This window comes from Sphingobium sp. YR768 (genome assembly GCF_900111125.1).
Lineage (GTDB): Bacteria > Pseudomonadota > Alphaproteobacteria > Sphingomonadales > Sphingomonadaceae > Sphingobium.
Genome location: NZ_FOGE01000001.1, coordinates 332,605 through 354,970, shown reverse-complemented (window position 1 = coordinate 354,970; position 22,366 = coordinate 332,605). Strand labels below are relative to the sequence as shown.

21 protein-coding genes are annotated in these 22,366 nt (G+C 64.2%); 12 read left to right on the top strand and 9 right to left on the bottom strand.

From position 1 onward, the window contains the following. Positions 1-3 precede the first annotated feature (3 nt). Complete coding sequence (locus tag BMX92_RS01695; RefSeq protein ID WP_093010820.1) at positions 4-735, bottom strand: class I SAM-dependent methyltransferase; 732 nt, start codon at positions 733-735, stop codon at positions 4-6. Positions 736-815: 80 nt separating this feature from the next. Here BMX92_RS01695 and mutM point away from each other — a divergent pair, with 80 nt between their 5' ends. The 4 genes from mutM (at position 816) to BMX92_RS01675 (ending at position 4,488) form a co-directional block, all read left to right on the top strand. After that, positions 816-1,628 carry a bifunctional DNA-formamidopyrimidine glycosylase/DNA-(apurinic or apyrimidinic site) lyase gene (gene mutM / locus BMX92_RS01690; protein WP_093011311.1) on the top strand — a complete coding sequence of 271 codons (813 nt, stop codon included), beginning with the start codon at positions 816-818 and terminating at the stop codon, positions 1,626-1,628. A gap of 116 nt (positions 1,629-1,744) precedes the next feature. Then, a complete protein-coding gene (gene rpsT, locus BMX92_RS01685) occupies positions 1,745-2,008 on the top strand; it encodes a 30S ribosomal protein S20 (RefSeq protein WP_093010818.1) in 264 nt (87 codons plus the stop codon). 420 nt (positions 2,009-2,428) lie between these two features. After that, positions 2,429-3,835 (top strand): chromosomal replication initiator protein DnaA, encoded by a 1,407-nt coding sequence (gene dnaA / locus BMX92_RS01680; protein ID WP_093010815.1) that lies wholly within the window; start codon positions 2,429-2,431, stop codon positions 3,833-3,835. 44 nt (positions 3,836-3,879) lie between these two features. After that, positions 3,880-4,488, top strand: coding sequence for a peptidylprolyl isomerase (locus tag BMX92_RS01675; protein WP_093010813.1), 609 nt, complete (start codon positions 3,880-3,882; stop codon positions 4,486-4,488). Positions 4,489-4,496: 8 nt separating this feature from the next. Here the strand turns inward: BMX92_RS01675 and BMX92_RS01670 are convergent, their stop codons facing one another. Beyond that, on the bottom strand, positions 4,497-5,732 hold the full coding sequence (locus BMX92_RS01670) for a dicarboxylate/amino acid:cation symporter (protein WP_093010811.1): 1,236 nt from the start codon (positions 5,730-5,732) through the stop codon (positions 4,497-4,499). 217 nt (positions 5,733-5,949) lie between these two features. Here BMX92_RS01670 and BMX92_RS01665 point away from each other — a divergent pair, with 217 nt between their 5' ends. Continuing rightward, complete coding sequence (locus BMX92_RS01665; protein WP_093010809.1) at positions 5,950-7,269, top strand: family 1 glycosylhydrolase; 1,320 nt, start codon at positions 5,950-5,952, stop codon at positions 7,267-7,269. 82 nt (positions 7,270-7,351) lie between these two features. Here the strand turns inward: BMX92_RS01665 and BMX92_RS01660 are convergent, their stop codons facing one another. The 4 genes from BMX92_RS01660 to secB form a co-directional block, all read right to left on the bottom strand. Continuing rightward, positions 7,352-8,011, bottom strand: a complete 660-nt coding sequence (locus BMX92_RS01660) for a DUF4136 domain-containing protein (RefSeq protein ID WP_093010807.1) — start codon at positions 8,009-8,011, stop codon at positions 7,352-7,354. Between the two features lie 264 nt (positions 8,012-8,275). Next, a complete protein-coding gene (trpS, locus tag BMX92_RS01655; protein ID WP_093010805.1) occupies positions 8,276-9,280 on the bottom strand; it encodes a tryptophan--tRNA ligase in 1,005 nt (334 codons plus the stop codon). Positions 9,281-9,297: 17 nt separating this feature from the next. After that, positions 9,298-10,887, bottom strand: a complete 1,590-nt coding sequence (gene murJ, locus BMX92_RS01650; protein ID WP_093010803.1) for a murein biosynthesis integral membrane protein MurJ — start codon at positions 10,885-10,887, stop codon at positions 9,298-9,300. Positions 10,888-11,040: 153 nt separating this feature from the next. Continuing rightward, positions 11,041-11,541 carry a protein-export chaperone SecB gene (gene secB / locus BMX92_RS01645; protein ID WP_093010802.1) on the bottom strand — a complete coding sequence of 167 codons (501 nt, stop codon included), beginning with the start codon at positions 11,539-11,541 and terminating at the stop codon, positions 11,041-11,043. A 192-nt stretch (positions 11,542-11,733) separates the two neighbouring features. Between secB and BMX92_RS01640 the strand changes: the two genes are divergently transcribed. The 4 genes from BMX92_RS01640 (at position 11,734) to BMX92_RS01625 (ending at position 15,987) form a co-directional block, all read left to right on the top strand. Beyond that, complete coding sequence (locus tag BMX92_RS01640) at positions 11,734-12,387, top strand: Tim44/TimA family putative adaptor protein (protein WP_093010800.1); 654 nt, start codon at positions 11,734-11,736, stop codon at positions 12,385-12,387. A gap of 7 nt (positions 12,388-12,394) precedes the next feature. After that, positions 12,395-13,648: a murein transglycosylase A gene (locus tag BMX92_RS01635; RefSeq protein WP_093010798.1), complete on the top strand. Its 1,254-nt coding sequence runs from the start codon at positions 12,395-12,397 to the stop codon at positions 13,646-13,648. Positions 13,649-13,651: 3 nt separating this feature from the next. Continuing rightward, positions 13,652-14,200, top strand: coding sequence for a Smr/MutS family protein (locus BMX92_RS01630; RefSeq protein ID WP_093010796.1), 549 nt, complete (start codon positions 13,652-13,654; stop codon positions 14,198-14,200). Positions 14,201-14,301: 101 nt separating this feature from the next. Then, positions 14,302-15,987, top strand: coding sequence for a putative bifunctional diguanylate cyclase/phosphodiesterase (locus BMX92_RS01625; protein WP_093010794.1), 1,686 nt, complete (start codon positions 14,302-14,304; stop codon positions 15,985-15,987). 1,216 nt (positions 15,988-17,203) lie between these two features. On the opposite strand, the gene dapE is transcribed toward BMX92_RS01625, so the two are convergent. Beyond that, positions 17,204-18,343 (bottom strand): succinyl-diaminopimelate desuccinylase, encoded by a 1,140-nt coding sequence (dapE, locus tag BMX92_RS01620; RefSeq protein ID WP_093010792.1) that lies wholly within the window; start codon positions 18,341-18,343, stop codon positions 17,204-17,206. A gap of 57 nt (positions 18,344-18,400) precedes the next feature. On the opposite strand from dapE, the gene BMX92_RS01615 reads away from it, so the two are divergent. Both BMX92_RS01615 and BMX92_RS01610 read left to right on the top strand, forming a co-directional pair. Further along, positions 18,401-18,844, top strand: a complete 444-nt coding sequence (locus BMX92_RS01615; protein WP_093011308.1) for a cupin domain-containing protein — start codon at positions 18,401-18,403, stop codon at positions 18,842-18,844. Positions 18,845-18,858: 14 nt separating this feature from the next. Next, complete coding sequence (locus tag BMX92_RS01610; protein ID WP_093011305.1) at positions 18,859-19,893, top strand: S66 peptidase family protein; 1,035 nt, start codon at positions 18,859-18,861, stop codon at positions 19,891-19,893. Between the two features lie 122 nt (positions 19,894-20,015). Here BMX92_RS01610 and BMX92_RS01605 read toward each other — a convergent pair whose 3' ends face one another. Then, positions 20,016-20,630, bottom strand: a complete 615-nt coding sequence (locus BMX92_RS01605) for a GNAT family N-acetyltransferase (RefSeq protein WP_218145726.1) — start codon at positions 20,628-20,630, stop codon at positions 20,016-20,018. Between the two features lie 6 nt (positions 20,631-20,636). Next, positions 20,637-21,257, bottom strand: a complete 621-nt coding sequence (locus BMX92_RS01600) for a c-type cytochrome (protein WP_093010788.1) — start codon at positions 21,255-21,257, stop codon at positions 20,637-20,639. A gap of 162 nt (positions 21,258-21,419) precedes the next feature. On the opposite strand from BMX92_RS01600, the gene BMX92_RS01595 reads away from it, so the two are divergent. Further along, positions 21,420-22,310, top strand: coding sequence for a prephenate dehydratase (locus tag BMX92_RS01595; RefSeq protein ID WP_093010786.1), 891 nt, complete (start codon positions 21,420-21,422; stop codon positions 22,308-22,310). Positions 22,311-22,366: the final 56 nt, after the last annotated feature.

Sequence of the window (22,366 nt, the reverse complement as noted above, 5' to 3'; positions counted from 1 at the left end):
GCTTCAGATCTTCCAGCCCGAATGGATCGCGACCAGCCCGCCCAGGATCGGCTCCACCTTTATATTCACGAATCCGGCCTCGCGGATCATGCTTTCGAATTTCGGCATCGGCGGGAAGCGGCGGATCGATTCGATCAGATAGCGATAGCTGTCGGCATCATTGGCGAACAGCTTGCCCAGATGCGGCACCAGCTTGTGCGAATAGACGTCATAGACGTCGGAAAAGCCCGGCCATGTGGTGGTCGAAAATTCCAGGCAGAAAAAGCGGCCGCCGAACTTCAGCACGCGATTGGCTTCGCGCAGCGCCTGATCGATATGCGTCACGTTGCGGATGCCGAAGGCGATCGTATAGGCGTCGAATTCCCGATCGCGAAAGGTCAGCGTCTCGGCATTTTGTTCGGACCAGATCAGGCCATCGAGACCCTTCTTCTGCGCCCGCTCGACGCCCACGGCCAGCATTTCGGGATTGATGTCCGACACGGTGACATGCGCGCCATGCTTGTGCATGCGGAATGCGATGTCGCCGGTGCCGCCCGCCATGTCGAGAATCTGTTCGCCGGCACGCGGTTTCACCCGGCGCACGAACTGGTCCTTCCACAATCGATGCGCGCCGCCCGACATGGCGTCGTTCATCAGGTCATATTTGGCCGCCACATTGGAGAAGACTTCGCGGACCATGCCCGCCTTTTCAGCGGCATCGACGTCGCGATACCCGAAAGATGCTGTTTCGCTCATGATAGCCCTCTAGACATAGATGCAGCGCTGTTCCAGCCATGAAGCTGGTTATTCTGCCTGCTGATAACTAGATGCGGATCATGCCTGAGCTTCCCGAAGTCGAAACCACCGTCGCGGGCCTGCGGTCCGTGTTGCAGGATAGCGTGCTGACGCGGGTCGAGCCGCGCCGTGCGGACCTGCGCTGGCCGATCCCGGTGGACCTGCGCCAGCGGATGACCGGCGCGCGGGTGACGGGCCTGTCGCGCCGCGCCAAATATGGCCTTATCGAAACCGATCGCGGCGACATGATGATCTTTCACCTCGGCATGTCGGGGCGCTGGCGAATCGATCCCACAGAAATCGGGGCGCATGACCATCTGCTGATCGAAACAGGCAGCGGGCACCTTCTTTCGCTCAATGACCCACGCCGTTTCGGATCGATCGATCTGGTGCGGTCGGAGGCTTGGGCGGCTTATTCGCCCTTCACCCGTATGGGGCCGGAGCCGCTGGGGCCGGATTTCGACGTCGCGATGCTGGCCGCCGCGCTCCAGGGCAAGGGGACGTCGATCAAGGCGGCATTGCTGGACCAGCGGATCGTCGCGGGGCTGGGCAATATCTATGTCTGCGAAGCGCTCAACATGGCGGGCATCGCGCCGACTCGGGCGGCGGGGAAGATCGGTCGGCCGCGACTCGCCCTGCTGGTGGAGGCGATTCGGGAGGTGCTGACCGCCGCGATCGTCGCGGGTGGCTCCACACTGCGCGATTATGCGCGGCCGGATGGCGAGCTGGGTTATTTTTCCAAACAATGGCGCGTCTATGGCCGCGAAGGTCAGCCTTGCCTGTGCGGCGGCACGGTGCAGCGCCGAGTCGATGGCGGCAGATCCACCTTCTTCTGCCCGAAATGCCAGAAATAGCGCGGGTCCGGGCGGTTGACGCCTGCCTTTATCCCCTGTAAGGGGCGCTCCTTCACGAGGCATGTCGGCATTTCGGCGGGCCTCTTCCCGAGATTTGACGAGAACCGAGGAATAGAATGGCCAATACGCCGCAAGCCAAGAAGCGCATCCGCCGCAACGAGCGTCGCGCCGCAATCAATGGCGCCCGCATCAGCCGGATCCGCACCCTGGTGAAGAAGGTGGAAGCCGCCATCACCGCCGGCGACAAGGATGTCGCCGCCACCGCCCTTCAGGCCGTTCAGCCCGAACTGGCCCGTGGCGTTGCCCGCGGCGTGCTGCACAAGAACACTGCCGCTCGCAAGTTCGGCCGTCTGACGAAGGCTGTCGGCGCTATCGCCTGACCCTTTGACGCCTGACAGCGTACAAGGCCCGCTCCGGATTACCGGAGCGGGCCTTTTGTCGTTTGTTCACGAATCGGTAACTCTTGTGTAACGACGGATTTCCCGCGATTCGACGCACTGCGGTATAAATGTCTGTGAATAATACGTTGTTTTAACAAGATAATTTCCTTTTCCCTCGATTCCCGTCGGTTTGCCGAGTCAACGGCTTTATTTCACTTTTTTGAACCGGGCTGCCCTTGATCCGGTCGCGCAGCCCCGTCTATTTTTGAAATCCGGTCGCCGTCGAATCACCTCAGCGGCCGTCATGTGAGATCATTTGTCGCAAGGAACTCGGGAAACGGGGGCGTTTCCGGGGAAGGTTCCTTGCGTCGAGTTTTCCTGCCCGAAAACGGGGGGCATAGATTTAGTGGGTCGGCAAGAATGAAGGATAATGTTCGCGTGGTAGGTTGGCAGGATGGACAGGTAAGCCAGGCAGATATGGGCCTGGAATCCGCCTGGACGGCCATCCGCTCGGGCCTGCGTCGCGACGTTGGCGCGCGCATGTTCGACCAGTGGCTCAAGCCTGTGCGGCTGGGCGACTATTGCGCCGATTCGCAGACGCTGGACCTGCTGGTTGCCAGCGACTTCAGCGCCAATTTCGTGTCCGGTCAGTTTGGCGACCGCCTGCGTATGGCGTGGCGTAGTGCGTCGGTCGGCGTGCGCGAAGTGCGCCTGCGCCGGGCGCCAGACGCCACCGGCCCTCGCCTGCTGGAAGTCGTGCATGTCGAGGCGGCTTTGCCCGCCGAGGCTGCCCCCACGGTCATCGCCTCCAACTTCCTGCCGCGCCATGGCTTTGCCGACTTCATCGTCGGCGACACCAACCGTCTGGCCTTCTCCGCTGCGCAGGCGATGGCAGGCGAGGCGCAGCCGCGCTTTACCCCGCTGTTCATCCATGGCGGCACGGGGCAGGGCAAGACGCATCTGCTGCATTCGATCGCGGCGGCCTTCTCCGGCCATTCGCCCTCGGAGCCGGTGCTCTACATGTCGGCCGAACGCTTCATGATGGAATTCGTGAATGCGATGCGCGCCAATGAGACGATGGCGTTCAAGGGCCGGCTGCGTGCCGCTCGCCTGCTGCTGATCGACGATATCCAGTTCATCGCGGGCAAGGGATCGACGCAGGAGGAGTTTCTTCACACGATCAACGACCTGATCGATAGCGGTGCGCGCATCGTCGTCACCGCCGACCGGGCGCCGCAACTGCTCGAATCGATCGACGCGCGTATCCTGTCGCGTCTGGCCGGTGGCCTGGTTGCCGATATTCAGCCGGCCGGCCTCGACCTGCGCCTCGCGATCCTCGAATCGAAGCGGCTGGTCGCGGGCGATCCGCCCGTGCCCGACGCGGTGATCGATTTCCTCGCTCGCTCGATCCGGTCGAACGTGCGCGAACTGGAGGGCGCCTTCAACAAGCTGGTCGCCTATGGCCAGTTGACCGGCCGCTCGATCGATCTCGACTTTGCGCAGCAGATGCTGGCCGATACGGTGCGCGCCAATGCCCGCCGCCTGACCGTGGACGAAATCCAGAAGGCCTGCGCCGCCCATTTCAAGATCGACCCGTCCGAAATGCGCTCCAAACGTCGTGCGCGCGCCGTCGCCCGGCCGCGTCAGGTCGCCATGTATCTCGCCAAGAAGATGACGCCGCGTTCGCTGCCGGAAATCGGCCGTATCTTTGGCGGACGCGATCATAGCACGGTGATCCATGCCGTGAAAACGATCGAGGCGCTGCGCGAAAGCAATCCCGACATGGATGCCGACGTCCGCGCCTTGCAGCGTCTGCTGGAAGGCTGAACGCCGCCTCTGGCGTTGACGGCAGGAGCGATTAGGCTGGCGGCATGATTCGCCAGATTGCCCTAGCGCTCCTCGCCCTGCTCACCCTTTCGCCCGCTGCGGCCCAGTCCCCGGCGGCGCCTCCACCGCCCGGCGATGTGCGGGTGGCGCTGGAAACGGACAAGGGACGGATCGTGATCGCGGTCCATGCCGACAAGGCGCCGATCACCGGCGGCAATTTCCTCAAATATGTCGATCAGAAGCGGCTGGACGGCGCGCAATTTTATCGCGGCGTCGGCGCACCTGATTATGGCTTCGTCCAGGGCGGGGCGCAGAATGACCCCAAGCGCATCCTGCCGCCGATCAAGCATGAACCCACGACCCAGACCGGCCTTGCCCATGATGATGGCGCGCTGTCGATGGCCCGCTATGCGCCGGGCAGCGCGACGGGCGACTTCTTCATCGTGCTGGGCAAGATGCCCGCGATGGATGCGCATCCCGACGCACCCGGCGACAATGTCGGCTTTGCCGTCTTCGCCCATGTGGTCGAGGGGCTGGATGTGGCGAAGGCCATTCTGATCGCCCCGAAATCCCCGACGGCGGGGGAGGGCGTGATGAAGGGGCAGATGCTGGAAAGCCCGGTGAAGATCGTCACGGCGCGGCGGGCGCCCTAAACGTCAGATTACTGCGTTGATGGACCGCCAGTCTGATCTACGATCCGCGCCGTCGCCATGTCAGCGGTGACATTGCCGACGGTGCGGAAAATGTCGGGCACGGTTTCGACCGCCAGCAACAGCGGCAGCGCCTCGACCGGCACGCCCATGGCGAGGCAGATGGGGCCGGTGGTGGTGAAGAAGGTGATCTGGCTGGGCAGGCCCACCGCCGCCAGACTGACGATGGCGGCGACCAGCACCCCCATGATCAGTTGCGTCGGGCCGAGCACCACGCCGTTCATTGCCGCCACATAGAGGGCGACGCCCAGATTGGCGGGCGGGCTGGTGATCCGGAACAGCGAGATGGCGAGCGGTAGCACGATGCTGCGCGTCGTTTCTCGCACAGAGAGCGGCCCGTCACAGGCCTGAATCATCGCGGGCAGCGAAGCGATCGAGCTTTGGGTCGAGAAGGCGATGGCCTGCGCGGGGATCGCGGCGCGGATGAAGCGGCCGGGGGCGATTCGCCCCGCGATCATCACCAGCGGATAGACCAGCAGCGTCACCACGACGCAGATCAGCACGATGAAGCCGATATAATGGAGCAGCGCGCCCGCCGTCGCGAGGCCGGAGCGTGCGCCCGCGACCAGTGCCAGCGCGAACACGCCAAGCGGCGCCAGCCACAAGACCCAGCCGACCACGACCAGCAGTGCGTCCGCCAGCGCCTGAAAAAAATCGGTCAGCATTGCGCGGCGTTCCTGCGCGATGCGGGTGACGGCAAAGCCAAAGATCAGCGCGAACAGGACGACGGCGACCACCTGCCCCTCGCTTGCCGACTTGAGCGGGTTCACCGGAATGAAGCCCAGCAGCCATTCGGCCGACGGGCGCACGTCCGGCACTTCCGCGATCGGGCCAGAGCCCGCCAGCGCCCCGACGGCTCCCGTTGGAACGGGCCAGAAATGCAGCATCAGCGGGCCGACCAGCGCGGCGACGGCGGCGGAGGCGACCAGCAGGATGGCGAAGAGGCCGATCGCGCGCCCGGCCATGCCATTGGTCCGCGCGGTCGTGGCCGCCTGGGTAATGCCGGTGACGAGCAGAGCGAAGATCAACGGGATCAGTGGCATCTGAAGCCCGCCCAGCCAGGCCTTGCCGATCGGTTGCGCCACCGCGACGACATCGGCCTCCCATGCCCCGCCCATTTCGGCCAGGGCGATGCCGCAGCCCAGCCCCAGCACAAGGGCGATCAGGATACGGACGGTCAGGGACATGCGGCGGACTTTCCTCTAAGGCTTGCCTGAAAGGCAACGGGTCGCGGCAGGCTATCCGCTATCCCCCTTGATGGAACAGCGAAAAATGATGCGCTGCCCGGTGTCGGGCAACTGGTGCCAGACGATTCCCATTCTTCCGCCTTGTTGTTTTAGATTAAGAATAATAGTTCTGAAAATAGTGGATCACCATAGATCCGGATCGGACAGGGAGAAGGATATGCTGGATCGTCGAACCTTGCTGGCGGCCGTCGCGGCCAGCGCCGCCGCACCCGCCCTTGCGGCGAAGAAGGCAGGGGTTGATCCGGCTTTCCCCAAGGGCTTCCTGTGGGGCGCCGCCACGGCCGGGCATCAGGTCGAGGGCAATAATATCAACAGCGACATCTGGGTGATGGAGCACAGCAAACCCAGCGTCTATGTCGAATCCTCGGGCGATGCGGCCAACAGCTTCGTCCTGTGGCCGACCGACATGGATTTGGTGAAGGCCATGGGCCTCAACAGCTATCGGTTCAGTCTGGAATGGGCGCGAATCGAACCGGCGCAGGGCGAATTTTCGGTCGCCATGCTCGATCATTATAAGGCGATGATTGAAGGCTGCCGGGCGCGCGGGCTGGAGCCGGTCGTCACCTTCAACCATTTTTCGACGCCGGCCTGGTTCGCGGCGCAGGGCGGCTGGGCTAATCCGCAGTCGCCGGATCTCTTCGCCCGCTATTGCAACCGGGCGGCACGGCATCTGGCGGGCGGGATCAGCCATGCGCTGACCCTGAATGAGCCGAACCTGACCGGACTGTTGGACATCGTGCTGCCGCCCGGCATCGGCGACAAGTTGATGGATGCCGATCGGGCTATGCAGGCCGCTGCGGCGAAGGCCCATGGCGTGGCGAAGTTTCAGGCCGGCAATGCGCTGTGGATCGAGGATGTGCCGACCACGACGGCCAATATGCTGGCCGCGCACAAGGCGGCGCGCGCGGCGATCAAGGCGGTGCGGTCCGACCTGCCGGTCGGGGTAAGCCTGGCGATCATCGACGATCAGCCTGTGGGGCGCAGCAGCATCCGCGATGCGATGCGCCGGAAACTCTATGAACCATGGCTGCTGGCGGCGCGGGGCAATGATTTCGTTGGCGTGCAAAATTATGAACGGTCGCTGTGGGACGACAAAGGGCGTTTGCCTCCGCCCAAGGGCGTCGAAGTGAATGACGCGGGATCGGAAGTCTATCCGGCTTCGCTGGCTGGCGCGGTGCGCTATGCCCATCAGGTTAGCGGCGTGCCGGTGATCGTGACCGAACATGGGGTCAATGCCAGTGACGACCGGATTCGCGCCCGCCTGATTCCCGCAGCCCTCACCGAATTGAAGAAGGCTATGGATGAAGGCGTGCCGGTGAAGGGCTATATCCACTGGTCGCTGGTCGACAATTTCGAATGGGTGTTTGGCTATGGTCCAAAATTCGGGCTGCACAGTCTGGACCGCACGACCTTCGCGCGGACGCCCAAGCCCAGTGCCGCCATATTGGGGGCGATCGCGCGAAAGAACGCGGTGTAAGCAACGGGTGCGACCATCCGCCCAACGAAAAAGCCCGGCGCCCATGGAGCGCCGGGCTTTTTCATGCCGTGCGAACTTGCCGTCAGCTCTTCTTTTCAGGCGGCAGCGTCACCTTCACGCTTTCCCCGCTCTGGCCGGGGAAGTTGGTGAACATCACGTCGATCAGGTTCGGCACCAGATAGGTCAGCTTGTTCGACAGCGACTGGGCGCTCGCCTTGCCTTCGAACAGGCGGCGATTGTCGGCTGCGCGGTCGATCTTCATGCTGAGATCGCTGGTGTAGACGGTGTAGCTCGACACGTCGTTATAACCGGCGCCGCCGAACAGCCAGGGATCATAGAAGCCATAGCCCCAGGGACGACCCCAGCGACCGCCAAAGCCGCCGCCCCACGGACCACCCCATCCGCCATAACCACCGCCGAAGCCTCCGGTCGAGCGGACCTTTTCGCGACCATTGTCGACATCATAAGAGACGCGCACGATCAGGTCGGCGCGGGCCGGGTCGCTGGCGGCGACATAACCGGTCTGCGCCAGGCGCTGCCCGACCATATCGGCATAATGGGCGAATTCGAGACCGCCCGCCAGCTTGGGATCGTCGGCGACGACGGTATAGCTTTGGCCTGCGGGTGCGGGCAATTGCTGGAAACGAGCGACATCGGCCTTAAAGCCAGTGGTGCAGCCCGACAATGCCACCAGCGCCAGGGCAGGCGCTGCGAACAGACCGATCTTGTTGAAACGAGCCATGTTTTTACGTCCTGTATCAGGCGATGCGCCTGAGTCCTTATTAGCGCCCTGCGATAGCAGAACGCAACTGAACATCGTTTGAACGCACGAACCCATCGAACGGGCGCAGAACCATGTTCTCGCAGATACGACGACGCGAGTGCGGCTATTCCGTCGTCCGACAAAAAAAGGGCCGTCCTTTCGGGCGGCCCTGTTGCTTTCATGCATCAGTACGGGTCAACGTATCAGACCCCCCGCGCGTCAGCGCATCAGACCCCCCGCGCGTTAGCGCATCAGACCCATGGCGTCATAGGCGGCACGCAGGGTCGGTTCGGCCGCTGCCTTCGCCTTGGCCGCGCCCTTGTCCAGGATCGCGTCGAGCGCCGCATCGTCGGTGCGCAACTCCAGGAAACGTTCGCGAATCGGGCGCAGCGTTTCGACCAGCACTTCGCCCAGCGCCGGCTTGAACGCGCCAAAGCCCTTGCCCGCAAATTCGGCGCAGACTGCGTCGGTCGTCCGCCCGGTCAGCGTCGCCAGGATGCCGATCAGATTGCTGGCTTCGGGACGGCCCGTCAGGCCCTCGGCCGTTTCGGGCAGCATTTCCTGATCGCTCTTCGCCTTCTTCACCTTCGCCATGATCGCGTCGTCATCGTCGGTCAGGTTGATGCGGCTCATGTCGCTGGGGTCGGACTTCGACATTTTCGCCGTACCGTCGCGCAGCGACATGATCCGCGCCGATTCCTTGGGGATGATCGGGGCGGGCAGGGTGAAAAGGTCGACGCCGAAGTCGGTATTGAACTTGGTCGCGATATCACGGCACAGTTCCAGATGTTGCTTCTGGTCCTCGCCCACCGGCACATGGGTCGCGTTATAGAGCAGGATGTCGGCGGCTTGCAGCACCGGATAGACGAACAGGCCGATCGACGCGCCTTCGCGGTCCTTGCCCACCTTGTCCTTGAACTGGGTCATGCGGTTGAGCCAGCCGATCCGCGCCGTGCCGTTCAGCAACCAGCACAGCTCCGCATGGGCGGGGACGCGCGCCTGATTGAACAGCACGCTGCGGTCCGGATCGATCCCGGCGGCGACCAGCGCGGCGGCCATGTCGCGGACATTGCGGATGCGCTGCTCGCGCCCCTCATGCACGGTGATGCTGTGCATGTCGGCGAGGAAGAAGAAGCACTGACTCTGATCGTCCATCTCATCCTGCATGCGCACCCAGTTGCGGATCGCGCCGAGGTAGTTGCCAAGGTGCAGATTGCCGGTGGGCTGGATGCCGGAGAGGACGCGCATTATACTTCTCTTCTTCTTCAGGTTGCACTTTTGCGGCGCATCAGCGCCTTGATGTCGGACAGCCGATAGGCTCCGGTGACGATGGATGCCAGCCCGTAAAGCACTATGCCCGCCCCGACCAGCAGGCTGAGCGCCACATAGCGTTGCGCCATCGCGCCCGTCAGCCAGGGATCGAACAGTCCTTTGCCCGCCCAAAGCGCTCCGCCCATGACGATGGCGGCGGCCGCCAGCCGTGGCAGGCGGCGCTTGAGTTGCGCGTCCATCGCGAAATGGCCACGCGCCACCAGCGTCGTGTAGAGCATCATCACATTGACGCTGGAGGACAGGGCCGTCGCCAGCGGCGGACCGACATGGCCGATGCCCAATGGCGCCAGCGCGGGGATCAGCAGCAGATTGCCCACGATGTTGATCGCGATCGACAGCATCGCGTAGCGCACCGGGGTCTTGGTGTCGCCCCGCGCATAATAGCCGGGCGTCAGCACCTTCACGAGCACGTAGGAGGGCAGGCCGATCGAAAAGGCAGACAGCGCCCAGCCGCAAGCCTGCGCATCCTGCGCGGTAAAGCGGCCATATTGAAACAGCCCGCGCACGATCGGTTCGGCCACGGTCAGGAAGGCGACGGTCGCGGGCAGGGTCAGGAACAGCGCCAGTTCGATGCCGCGATTCTGCGTCTCCATCGCCTCCGCCTCCTGCCCCTTGGACAGCATGCGCGAAATGGTGGAGAGGAGGATGGTGCCAAGGCCGATGCCGATCAGCCCCAGCGGCAGCTGATTCAAGCGATCCGCATAATAGATATAGGTGATGGAGCCGGAGGCGAGCAGCCAGCCCGACAGGGCAGTGGAGATCAGCAGGTTGATCTGTGACGCGCCCGCGCCGGCGGCGGCGGGCAAAATCTTGCGCAGCAATTCGCGCACGTCGTCATCCAGGCGCGGCCGCTTCAGCTTCATCGATACGCCCGCGCGCTTGCAGGCCCAGATCAGCCACAGCAGTTGCAGCGCGCCGCCGATCGTCACCGACATGGCCTGTACCCGCGCCGTCTCATATTCGTCGGCGCCGTGGAAGAACCACAGGCCCGCGATCATCGCGACGTTCAGCAGGATGGGGGCGGCGGCATTGACCCAGAATTTGTCGAGCGAATTGAGGATTCCGCCCAGCAGCGAGGCAAGGCTGATCAGCGCCAGATAGGGAATGGTGATGCGCGACAAAGTGACGGCGAAGGCAAATTGCTCCGCCGTCGGGTTCTGCCGCGAAAAACCGCCCGATAATGCCCAGGTGATCGGCCAGGCCGCGGCGATCAGGAGGACGGTGAACAGGATCAGGACCGGCAGCAGCACCGCCAGCGCCCGCTCGGCAAAGTCATACCCCGCGGGTAATCCGCCTTCGCCCGCTGCCTTCTTGTTGAACAGCGGGATGAAGGCGGCGGAAAAGGCGCCTTCGGCAAAGAGCGCGCGAAACATGTTGGGCAGGCGGAAGGCGACGCCGTTGAAAGCGTCCGACGCGAAGCCCGCGCCGACATAGCGCGCCGCCAGCGAATCGCGCACCAGCGCTAGGACGCGGCTGGCGAGGGTGAGGCCCCCGACGGAGCCGAGGGCTTTGATCAGTTTCATGACCAAAGCCTTTTGATAAGCAAAATCCGCTCGTCCTGAGTAGCCACTGAGCGAAGTCGAAGTGGCGTATCGAAGGACAGTTGCACGGATGCTTCGATACGGGCCTTCGGCAAGCTCAGTCCCTACTCAGCACGAACGGTTTTGCGTATATAATCAGGCGTGGCCGGCCGGCTCGCCTGCGGTCACTTCCATCTGCTCGGCCTGCTGAAGATACAGCGCGCCGAAATCGATCGGGTCCAGCAGCAGCGGCGGGAAGCCGCCATCGCGAATCGCATCGGCCAGCACGCGGCGGGCGAAGGGGAAGATCAGGCGCGGGGCTTCAGCCAGCATGAAGGGCTGGATCTGCTCTTCGGGCACGTTGCGCATGCCGAACAGGGCGGCATAGAGCAGTTCGGCGGCAAAGGCGGTGCCTTGCGGCGCCACGGCCTTCACTTCGATCTTCAGCGCGATTTCCAGCACTTCGTCACCCACGCGCTCGGCGCCGATGTTGAACTGCACGTCGATCTGCGGCTGGTCCTGCCACTGGTAGACAGCCGGAGCGTTCGGGTTTTCGAACGACAGATCCTTCACATATTGGCTGATCAGGGCGATCTGCGGCGCGGTGTCGGCGCCATTGCCGATGTTGGTGGTGATGTGATCCGCTTCGTCGGCCATGCTCTTCCTTGACTTTCCTTGCTGATCCGGCGGCGATCAGGCCCCGGATATCTCGATCAGCGCGCTTAGCAGGGCGCGCAGGGTGGAGCAATGGCGGCGCAGGACGGTTAAGGGCAAGCCTCTATTTGAAGTTGCGCGCAAACATGCCTATGTTGGCCGGAACATTGTCCCACGAAAAGGGTATAGCCTTCCGTGTATGTGATCGTAATCCTCGCCATGATTGCCGGTTTTCTGGCGCTTCGGCTTTACTCTGTCCTTGGCAAGCGCACGGGGCATGAGCAGGAGCCCGCGCTGCGTCCGGCCGAGGACCGGCCCAAGGTTACAGTACTTCAGCCCGCCCCCGTCGGGCAGAATAGCGGCGATTCGGTTCGACTGGCCGAAGGGCTGATCGCGCCGGGTGCCGAAACCGGCGTGCGCGCGCTGATCGCCGCCGATCGCAATTTCGACGTGCCGCAGTTCGTGGAAGGCGCAAAGAGCGCCTACAAGATGGTGCTGGAAGCCTTCTGGCGCGGTGATCGCGAAGAACTGGCCTGGTTGTGCGACGCCGATGTGCTGGGCTCCTTCGAAGAAGCGATCGCGGCCCGTGAAGCCGATGGCCATGTGCTCGACAATCGTCTGGTGCGCATCGAAAAAGCGCAGATCCTCGAAGCCTCGATCAACGGCCGGATCGCCGAAGTCACCCTGCGGTTCGAAGCGGATATTTCCGCCGTGACCCGCGACAAGGATGGCATGGTGATCGCCGGATCGCTGACTGACGCCATCGGCACCAAGGATATCTGGACCTTCAGCCGCGACATGCGCAGCGCCGATCCCAACTGGAAGCTCAGCGAAACCGACGAAGCATGATCGCAGCATGATGCGTCGCCAGTCGGGAGCCGCACTGCTTGCGGCGTTGCTGCTGTCCGCCTGCGCGGGTGGCGTCATTCCGCCCTCTGCCGGTGGGCCATCGACGCCGCGTCCCGCGCCGTCGGGGGAGGGCGCGACCCGCCCCGTGCCCGCCACGCCGCGTCCCACCTTGCCGGTCGATCTTCCTGCCGACCCCGCGTTCGACAAGAGCACGGCGGCTGGCATGGGCGTGACGCGCGGGCCGGATATCGCCAGCCTCATGCCTTCGGGCGAGCGCGCCCGTCTGGCGCTTCAGGCCTTCCGCCTGTCCTGCCCCACGCTGATGCGCCGCGCCGACCAGAGCGGCCTGACGCGCGGGTCCGACTGGAACAATAGCTGCGCCGCAGCCTCCAGCTGGCCCGAAGCCTCCGCCGCCGAATTTTTCGCCCGCTATTTCGAAGCGGTGCAGGTCGGTGACGGCACCGCCTTCGTCACCGGCTATTATGAGCCGGAAATCGCCGGTTCGCGCACCCAGCAGCCCGGCTATGCCGTCCCCATCTATCGCCGCCCGACCGACCTGATCGATGTCGACCTCGGCCAGTTCAACGATGCGCTCAAGGGCAAGTCGATCCGGGGCAAGGTGCAGGGCAGCAAGTTCGTCCCCTATGACGAACGCAGTCAGATCGTGGCGGGTACGCTCGCCGGGCGCGGCCTCGAACTGGCCTATGCCGCCGATCCGGTCGAATTCTTTTTCCTTCAGGTGCAGGGCAGCGGCCGGCTGAACCTGCCCGGCGGCGGTGTCATGCGCATCGGCTATGACGGGCAGAATGGCCGCGACTATACCGGCATCGGCAAGCTGATGAAGGATCGTGGCCTGATTCAGGCCGGGTCGATGCAGGACATCATGCAATATCTGCGCGCCCACCCGGTCGAGGGCGCGGGAATCATGAACGAGAATAAGAGCTTCGTCTTCTTCCGCGAACTGACCGGCGCGGGTCCGCTCGGCGCGCTGGGTGTGCCCGTCACGCCCGAAGCCACCGTTGCGGCCGACCCGAAATTCATCCCGCTGGGCGCGCCGGTGCTGCTCTCGCTCGACCGGAGCGAGCCCAACGGCATCTGGATCGCGCAGGATACCGGCGGCGCGATCAAGGGCGCGAATCGGTTCGACAGCTTCTGGGGCGCGGGCGCCCGTGCGCGTGGCATTGCCGGGGGCATGTCGGCGCGGGGCAGTGCGCTTATTCTGCTGCCGATCGGATCGGCCGCGCGCCTCGCCAAGCCCTGATCCATGGTCCGGCGGCGCCTGTCTGTCGAGGAAGAGGCGCTCTGGACCGCGCTGACCCGTTCGGTGCGGCCGATCCGTGCGCCCGTGCCGATGCCGTCCCTGCGCCACGCGCCTCTGCCAGTCGCGCCGTTGCCGACGCCGGCCAAGAAAAGGTTAACGGTCCCGCCCCCCGGCCCGGTCGCTGCGCCGCCGCAAAGAGCGCCCGCCGCGATGCTCGACAATGGCTGGGAGCGGCGCATCCGTAGCGGCGCGATCATCCCGGAAATGAGCATCGACCTGCACGGGCACAGCCTGTCGGCGGCTCATGCGCGTCTTAACCATGCGCTGTCCGCCGCGCTGGCGCAGGGTGCGCGCGTGCTGCTGGTCGTCACCGGAAAACCGCCCAAGGCCGCCGCCAGCGGGGGCGAGGCCCGGCGCGGCGCGATCCGCGGCGAAATCGGCCACTGGCTGGAAACCAGCCCCTATGCCGACCGCATCGCCAGCGTCCGCGTCGCCCATCCGCGCCATGGCGGCACGGGCGCGCTCTATCTGATCCTGCGCCGCAAGAAATAGGCGTTTTCGCCGCCCGTGCTGACCCTTTCTTAACCACCGTCCTTCATATCCCGCTGATCGGGCGTCCCGCATCGGGGCCGACAGCGGGGGCAGGGAGGCACATGCGGGGCGTGACGTTGAAAAGCCGCGCCGCTGCCTTCGCCTGTGCCGCAGGGGCGCTGGTCTTCATCCTGTCGCTGGTGCTGGGCTATACGCCGGGGCAGGAAGATGATCTGGAACAGGTCGGTCGATCGCTGATCATCGCCATTTTATGCGGCACGATGAGCTGGGCGTCGGCCCGGCGCACCATCGCCACGACCGCGACCGCCATCGACGCCGCGACCGAACGTCTGCTGTCCGCCGCCCATGGCGACCTGCAATCGCCGGTGCCCGGCGACATCGGGCAGGAATTGCCGGACCTGTCGGTGGCGATGGAAAGCCTGTTCAGCCAGGTTCGCACCAATCTGGACCATGTTCAGGCGTTGGCGCTGTTCGACCAGATTACCGGCCTTGCCAACCGCACCAGCTTCTGCCGACAGGTGGAGCGGCTGCTGGCGGAGCGGCCTGCCGATGGCATAGGGGCGCTCCTCTTCATCGATCTGGACGGGTTCAAGGCGGTCAATGACACGCTGGGCCATGCGGCGGGCGACCAGTTGCTGGCGCGCGTCGCCGGCCGCCTGCGCGAAGTCGTAATGGCGCAGGTCAGCGCCGGTGGCGGCGACGGGGTTATCGGGCGGCTGGCCGGCGACGAATTCACCATGTTCTTCCCGCATCTGTCGGGACTGGCGGCGGCGCAGCGAATCGCGCGCGCCATCCAGTTCGCGCTGGGCGAGCGGTTCGATCTTGGCAGCCAGCATGTCGATCTCGGCGCGTCGATCGGCATCGCCTGTTGCCCCGATCATGGGGACAGTCTGACCGAATTGCTGCGCGCGGCCGATATCGCCATGTATCATGCCAAGCATCAGGGGCGCGGCCGCACCGAAATCTATACCGACCAACTTGCGCTGGAAGCGGAAGACCGGGCGGAGCTGGAGCGCGAACTGCTGCGCGGTCTGGAACGGGACGAGTTTCTGCTGGAATTCCAGCCGCAGATCGATGTGGCCAGCGGCCGCGCCGTTTCCGCCGAAGCGCTGGTGCGCTGGGCGCATCCGCAGCGCGATCTGGTCATGCCCGGCGCCTTCGTGCCGATCGCGGAGGAGAGCGGCACCATCGTCGCGCTGGGCGACTGGGTGATGGGCCGCGTGTGCCAGACCGCCGCCCGCTGGTCGCAGGCCGGGATCAGCCAGCGGATCGCGATCAATATTTCGACCCGCGAACTGGGCCAGGCCGATTTCTTCCTGCGCCTGCGCCACGCCATCGCCACCCACGCCGCGCCGCCGACCATGCTGGAACTGGAAATCACCGAATCGCTGGTGATGGACATGGAGCCGCGCGTGCTGGAGCAGTTGCGCGGGTTGCGAAAGGATGGCGTGCGCATCGCCATAGACGATTTCGGCACCGGCTATTCCAACCTGTCGCGCCTGAAGGAATTGCCGGTCGACCGGGTGAAGATCGACCGCAGCCTGGTCCGCGACATCGCCACTTCGGCCGAGGCGCGCACCATCTGTTCCGCCGTCGTCGGCCTGATCCAGGGGCTGGGCATGGAAGTGGTGGTCGAAGGGATAGAGAGCGAGGCGCAGATGGACGTGCTGCGCATCATCGGCTGTACCCTGTTCCAGGGTTATCATCTGGCACGCCCCACGGGGGAGCAGGATTATCTGGCGCAGTTCGGCGGCCAGCCAGCGCTGCTGGCCCGGGATGCGGGGTAGGGAGTAGGCCGGGGAGGCGTTGCCTTCCCGTTAGATGCTTTGTTCAGCTCAAGCCCTGTACATGTCATATTCGAAGTGGCGATCGAGTGAGGGCGCCCCTCATATCCCCCGTCATCTCCATATCCACCGTCATCCCCGCGAAGGCGGGGATCCATCTCTCGCCTTTCCCCCTCGCTGACAGGTTGGGAGATGGGTTCCCGCCTGCGCGGGAATGACGGAGTTGGGTGGATTGCGGAATGGCTGCTTTGGAGTTCAAACTGCGAATGCAGGCGTTTAGCATCTGAATAAATTTCATAGGTTAGACGCACGGACGTTACGCATCCGGGCTACGTCGTGCCGCATTCAGAAAGATTATCTGAATAAACATTGCTAATAGCCACACATAGTATCCGACCCCAACTTCGACTGCATAGTCGCCTTGATCGGTGTGGACCTTCGACCAAAAAAGCGCTTGTAAAGTAGGAAGCGCGAGAGCGAGGCTGAGGACGAATTGACCTGTCGATGACGGCTGCCGATCACTCATGATAGGAGGAATGGAGCAAGCAAATGCTATGTTTGCGACCCATCCGAATTGTGCATTGAGTAAGCCCATCCAGCCTAAAAGGAGGATTTGCCATCCTGGTCCCATCTCTCCTTTGCCCCAACCAGCGGCTGGAAGCACAAGGGATATCAGCCACAATGAGATTGGTAAGAGGGCAAAGCGCCTGAACAAAGAAATACTCATTGCGCGATGCTATCCACATTGAATTATGAATAAGTTACCGGAGACAGGTTCAAACCTGCGGTATAGTCGGCATCGACCTCCTTAACATGCTTGCATCATGGGGTAGGTATTTCCTGTCGACAATTAAGGGCCGACTTCGAGAAATACAGATGGCAAGCCGAACGGCAAAAACTGATCGCGCTCGCCCATAGCCTCCCGTCATAGCTCACCCTGCTCCAGCAGCCTTTCCATGTTGGAAATTCTCTGATCTATCCTGCGGGATGAAAGCGTCGGCTTCCTCTCGCACTCCCACGCCCGCCCCGTCGCGCAGATGGCGCGTTACTGTGGCCTATGTGGCGCGTCGCAGGCGCGTCGCGATGGCGCATCCACCCCGGCTAGTGTGGCGTGACAGGTGCGTTCCTGACGCTTGGCGGGCGCGTGAAAGGTGCATTTCGCGTCACACAGCCCGACGACACTGTGAACTTCGGCCTGTCGCGTCCGGTGCGCCGCCGGTCAGCCCAGCGCGCGTTCCAGCACCAGCGCATAGATGCGCTGCAAATCGCGCAGGTCCTGCACCGCGACCGCTTCGTCCAGCTTGTGCATGGTGGCGTTGTTGAGGCCGAATTCCGCCACCGGGCACAGGCGCGAGAGGAAGCGCGCGTCGGACGTGCCGCCGGTGGTCGACAATTCGGTGTCGATGCCGGTCACGTCGCGGATGGCGCCGCTGATCAGGTCGCTGAAGGCGCCCGGCTGGGTCAGGAAGGATTCGCCGCTGATCCGCGCTTCCACCGTGCCGCCTTCGGTCGCGGCGATCGCCTTGATCCGCTCGATCAGCGATGCGCCGCTATGCTGATCGTTGAAGCGGATCGAAATGCGCGCGGTCGCCGCGCCGGGGATCACATTATGGGCGGCATTGCCGACGTCCAGATCGGTGATCTCGATATTGCTGGGCTGGAACCAGTCGGTCCCTTCGTCCAGCACTTCCGCCTCGATCGCCGTCAGGATGCGCACCAGCTTCGGGATCGGATTGTCGGCCAGATGGGGATAGGCGACATGGCCCTGCGATCCGGATACTTTGATCCACATATTCACCGACCCGCGCCGGCCGATCTTCACCACGTCGCCCAGTCGCTGGGACGATGTCGGCTCGCCGACCAGGCACATGTCCGGGCGCAATTCGCGCGCCGCCATCCGGTCCATCAGCGCCAGCGTGCCATAGACGGCCGGGCCTTCCTCATCCCCGGTGATGATCAGGCTGATCGTGCCGGGCAGATCGTCGGGCAGGTCGGCCAGCGCCGCGACGAAAGCGGCGATCGATCCCTTCATGTCCACCGCCCCGCGTCCGTAGAGCAGGTCGCCGCGAATCTCCGGCGCAAAGGGATCGCTGGCCCAGCCCGGACCCGGCGGCACCACGTCCAGATGCCCGGCAAAGGCGAAATGCGGCCCCGCGCCCGTGGTGCGCCATGCCAGCAGATTTTCGACCGGACCGTCGGGCGCTTCACCCACGACAAAGCGGTCGACGGTAAAGCCCAACGGCGCCAGCATCGCTTCCATCTCAGCGAAGACGGGGCCGGTCGCGGGGGTGACGGAGGGGCAGGCGAGCAGGCGCTGCGCCAGGGCCACCACATCATTATTGCTGCTGGTCATGCTCATCCCGTGGCGTTAGCGAAAGCCAGCGCCCTTGGCCAGCGGCAGAAGGAGGACCAGCCCATGCCCCGAATCGATCTGGATGGCATCGTTCAGAGCAACGGCACCGGATATCCGGGCGATCATGCGGCCATCGTCGCCGGGCGGTGGGTGCGCAGGCTGGGGCCGGCGAGTGGCCTCAGCGATTTCGGTGTCAGCCATGTCGTGCTGAAGCCCGGCGCGGCATCCTCGCACCGCCACTGGCATGAAGATGAGGATGAATTTCTCGTCCTGCTGGCCGGGCGGGCGGTGCTGGTGGAGGAGGGCGCGCGTACGCCGCTTGCGCCCGGCGACATGGCGGCTTTCCCCAAGGGCGAGCCCAATGGTCATCATCTGCTGAACGAGGGCGATGCGGATTGCGTCTTTCTGGCCTTCGGTCGGCCCCCGGCCGGGGATTGCCATTATTCGGATATCGACCTTCTCTGGTCGGGCGGCGCCTACCGCCACAAGGATGGGAGCGACTATTGACGATGCAGACGATGATGCAGGCAGACCGGCGCGGATGGATGATGGGGCTGGGCGCGATGCTGGCGGCGGCGTGGATGCCGGCTATGGCGGCAACGCCGGGGCTGGTGCGGCCGCCCCGGTTGCGGGAAGGCGACACGGTCGGCCTGATCGAACCGGCGGGCTTTACCGATGACGCCTTCGACCTCGATCTGGTGCGCGACACGATCAGGGCGATGGGGCTGAAGCCCAAGGATGCGCCGCATCTGGCGAACCGCTATGGCTATCTGGCGGGGACGGACGCGGATCGCGCGGCGGACGTCAATGCGATGTTCGCTGATCCGGATGTGCGGGCGGTGTTCGCGGTGCGCGGCGGATGGGGCTGCGCGCGCCTATTGCCGCTGCTGGATTTTGCGACGATCCGCAAGAATCCCAAGCTGCTGATCGGCTATTCGGACATTACCGCCCTGCATCTGGCCTTCGCCGCCAAGGCGGGCTTCACCACGATTCACGGCCCGGTCGCGTCGAGCCGCTGGGGCCAATATAGCTGGGACGCCTTTCGGGCTGTCGCCTTCGATGCGGGCACGCCGACCTTCGCCAATCCGCAGGGGCATGAGGATCGGCTGGCGCAGCGTATCGGGCGCATTCGCACCTTCCGCCCCGGCGTGGCGCGCGGGCGGTTGCTGGGCGGCAACCTGACCGTGCTGGCGGCGCTGATGGGGACGCCCTGGTTGCCCGATTTTACCGGTGCGATCCTGTTTATCGAGGATATTGGCGAGCAGCCCTATCGCATCGACCGGATGCTGACGCAGTTGAAGCTCGCCGGAGTGCTTGGCAAGCTCAAGGGCGTGGCGTTCGGCCAGTGCACCGATTGCGGCGCGGCGGGGGCCAGCTATGGCGGCTTCACCCTGTCGGAAGTGCTGCAACAGCATCTGGAACCACTGGGCATTCCTGCCTTTCAGGGCGGCCAGTTCGGCCATGTCGCGGACCAATATTGCCTGCCGATCGGCGTGCAGGCGGAAATGGACGCGAGCGCGGGGACGATCCGCCTGTTGGAACCGGCCGTAGTCTAGGGCTTTACAGAAACGTGCGAGAAATCTGGGTCACTTATGTATCCGTTCGCCCTGAGCCTGTCGAAGGGTTTCACTTTTCTAAGAACAGGACAGGGCTTCGACAGGCTCAGCCCGAACGGGTTTTAGTTAAGGCTTGATGCTAAGGCCAGCGGCTTGATCCAGAATTGCATGTCATGGTCGCTGTCCTGCGCCGCGCCGACATCGCGCCAGACAAAGCGGGTGGTCAGCCCGTCGACCGGCGCAAAGCCGCGCTTGCGCCAGAAAGGGTCGAGGGGGCTGTAATCGGTGGGGCGGGCAGGGTGGTCGGCCGGGCGGATGACGGCGCAGAAGCTGGCCATGGCAAAGCCGTGTTCCCGCGCCTTCGCCTCCCGCCGGTCGAAAAAGGCGTGGCCCACGCCATGGCCGCGCCATTCGGGCAGCAGCACCGATTCGCCGAAATAATAGACCCGGCCGATATCGATGCCCCGCGCTTCGAATGGTGCGGCAAATTCGGCGGCATGGTCGGCCATCGGCGCGGCGGTGGCGGCGCCGACCAGTTGATCGCCGGCAAAGGCCCCGACGATGAGCGCGCCGGGGCTGTCGGCATAGGCGGTCAGATAGTCGCGCTCATAGGCGCGTGTGCCTTCATAGAGATAGGGGAAGGCCCGAAAGACGGCGATGCGCAGGTCCGCCAGAGCATCGAGCGCGGCGACCAGCGCCGCGCCCGTGAGATCCTCGATCCGGATTGCGTCCGGGATCGCCGCTTACTCGCTGGCGTTGGCGGCATTTTCCGCCGGGGCTTCGGCCGCGTTGCTGGCAGTGCCCGCCGCTGCATTGTCGCCTTCGGCCGCCGGGGCCGCATCGGCGGCGGGCAGCGGCAGGTTGGAACCCTGTGTATTGAGCCAGGCGATCAGGTTGGCGCGGTCGGCCGGATTGCCCAGGCCCGCAAAGGTCATCTTGGTGCCGGGGGCGAATTCACGCGGGCTCTTGAGCCAGTGATCGAGATTTTCGAAGCTCCACTCGCCGCCCTTGCTCTTGAGCGCTTCGGAGAAGGCGAAACCGCCCTTGCCCTGACCGATGGCTTCGCCGACCGTGGCGTAGAGGTTGGGGCCGATGCCGTTTGCGCCGCCCTGATTGACGGTGTGGCAGGCCGCGCATTTGGCGAAGACCTTCTCACCCGCGGCAACGTCCGCGCTGGCGAGCAGGCTGTTCAGGCTGGGGCCGCTGGCGGCGCCTTCGCCTTCCGCTTCGACGCCTTCGATCGCATAGCCCATCTTTTCGGGCCGTTCGTCATGGAAATATTTCGAACTGACGATCGCACCGCCAAGGGCGATGATCCCCGCAAACAAAGCCCAGCCCGCTACGGTATTGAAACGATCGCCCATCTCGCTCGACTTCCCTTAGTTTATTGTTCTGGAGACTGTCAGTCGCGCCCCCTCTTGACCGTTGCCATAATCGGGGACACGCGGTGGCGCAAGCCGGGTTCATCCCTATTGCATGCGAACGCTTGCGTGTTTCGGGCGGAAATCCTAAGCGCGCGCACGTCCATGGAAAATTATCCCGCCCCCGCTCGCGCCATTGTTGCCGACCTTGCTGCAAAGGCTGCCGCCAATCCGGCCCGCGCCGTCGCCTATCAGGGCGCGCCGGGCGCCAACTCCCATCTGGCGGCGCTGGGATATGCGCCCGACTGCGTGCCTTTGCCCTGTTTTGCGTTCGAAGACGCGATCGATGCGGTGCGCAATGGCCAAGCGGACCGCGCGATCATTCCGATCGAAAACAGCCTGCACGGGCGTGTGGCGGACATGCATTTCCTGCTGCCCGAATCGGGCTTGTCGATCGTCGACGAATATTTTCTGCGGATTCGCCATTGCCTGATGGCGCCGGATACCGCGCCTGTGAAGAGCGCGATCAGCCATCCGCAGGCATTGGGCCAGTGCCGCCATTATTTGCGCGAACGTGGCATCCAGCCGGTCGCCTATGCCGATACCGCAGGCGCGGCGGCGCTGGTGGCGGAAAAGAAGATTCCGGGCGAAGGGGCGATCGCGCCCTATCTGGCGGCGGAAATCTATGGCCTGCGTCTGGTCGCGGAAAATATCGAGGATAGCGACGACAATATGACGCGCTTCCTGGTGCTGGCGCGCGATCCCAAGGTGCCGACCGCCAATGTCGGCCCGGTGATGACGACATTCCTGTTCGAAGTGAAGAATGTGCCCGCCGCCCTTTACAAAGCGATGGGCGGCTTTGCGACCAACGGGGTCAATATGACCAAGCTGGAAAGCTACCAGCGTGGTGCGAGTTTTGCGGCGACCGAATTTTATTGCGATATCGAAGGCATGCCGGGCGATCCCGCCGTCGATCGCGCGCTGGCGGAACTGGAATTCCACACCAAATGGGTGCGGCAGCTGGGTAGCTATCGTCAGGCACGACCGCGTACTTAGAATTGGCCGAGCTTCCGCCCATACGGGCCTGCAAAGCGCGCTTTTCTGCGTTCCGG

Excerpts from the sequence above, each read along its gene's own strand:
- BMX92_RS01665 (WP_093010809.1), top strand. The coding sequence starts at position 5,950 with ATGCTGGATCGTCGAACCTTGCTGGCGGCCGTCGCGGCCAGCGCCGCC.
- BMX92_RS01675 (WP_093010813.1), top strand. The coding sequence starts at position 3,880 with ATGATTCGCCAGATTGCCCTAGCGCTCCTCGCCCTGCTCACCCTTTCG.
- BMX92_RS01660 (WP_093010807.1), bottom strand. The coding sequence starts at position 8,011 with ATGGCTCGTTTCAACAAGATCGGTCTGTTCGCAGCGCCTGCCCTGGCG.
- BMX92_RS01600 (WP_093010788.1), bottom strand. The coding sequence starts at position 21,257 with ATGGGCGATCGTTTCAATACCGTAGCGGGCTGGGCTTTGTTTGCGGGG.
- dnaA (WP_093010815.1), top strand. The coding sequence starts at position 2,429 with ATGAAGGATAATGTTCGCGTGGTAGGTTGGCAGGATGGACAGGTAAGC.
- BMX92_RS01625 (WP_093010794.1), top strand. The coding sequence starts at position 14,302 with ATGCGGGGCGTGACGTTGAAAAGCCGCGCCGCTGCCTTCGCCTGTGCC.
- BMX92_RS01695 (WP_093010820.1), bottom strand. The coding sequence starts at position 735 with ATGAGCGAAACAGCATCTTTCGGGTATCGCGACGTCGATGCCGCTGAA.
- BMX92_RS01595 (WP_093010786.1), top strand. The coding sequence starts at position 21,420 with ATGGAAAATTATCCCGCCCCCGCTCGCGCCATTGTTGCCGACCTTGCT.
- secB (WP_093010802.1), bottom strand. The coding sequence starts at position 11,541 with ATGGCCGACGAAGCGGATCACATCACCACCAACATCGGCAATGGCGCC.
- dapE (WP_093010792.1), bottom strand. The coding sequence starts at position 18,343 with ATGAGCATGACCAGCAGCAATAATGATGTGGTGGCCCTGGCGCAGCGC.
- BMX92_RS01615 (WP_093011308.1), top strand. The coding sequence starts at position 18,401 with ATGCCCCGAATCGATCTGGATGGCATCGTTCAGAGCAACGGCACCGGA.
- murJ (WP_093010803.1), bottom strand. The coding sequence starts at position 10,887 with ATGAAACTGATCAAAGCCCTCGGCTCCGTCGGGGGCCTCACCCTCGCC.
- BMX92_RS01630 (WP_093010796.1), top strand. The coding sequence starts at position 13,652 with ATGGTCCGGCGGCGCCTGTCTGTCGAGGAAGAGGCGCTCTGGACCGCG.
- BMX92_RS01610 (WP_093011305.1), top strand. The coding sequence starts at position 18,859 with ATGCAGGCAGACCGGCGCGGATGGATGATGGGGCTGGGCGCGATGCTG.
- trpS (WP_093010805.1), bottom strand. The coding sequence starts at position 9,280 with ATGCGCGTCCTCTCCGGCATCCAGCCCACCGGCAATCTGCACCTTGGC.
- mutM (WP_093011311.1), top strand. The coding sequence starts at position 816 with ATGCCTGAGCTTCCCGAAGTCGAAACCACCGTCGCGGGCCTGCGGTCC.
- BMX92_RS01670 (WP_093010811.1), bottom strand. The coding sequence starts at position 5,732 with ATGTCCCTGACCGTCCGTATCCTGATCGCCCTTGTGCTGGGGCTGGGC.
- rpsT (WP_093010818.1), top strand. The coding sequence starts at position 1,745 with ATGGCCAATACGCCGCAAGCCAAGAAGCGCATCCGCCGCAACGAGCGT.
- BMX92_RS01635 (WP_093010798.1), top strand. The coding sequence starts at position 12,395 with ATGATGCGTCGCCAGTCGGGAGCCGCACTGCTTGCGGCGTTGCTGCTG.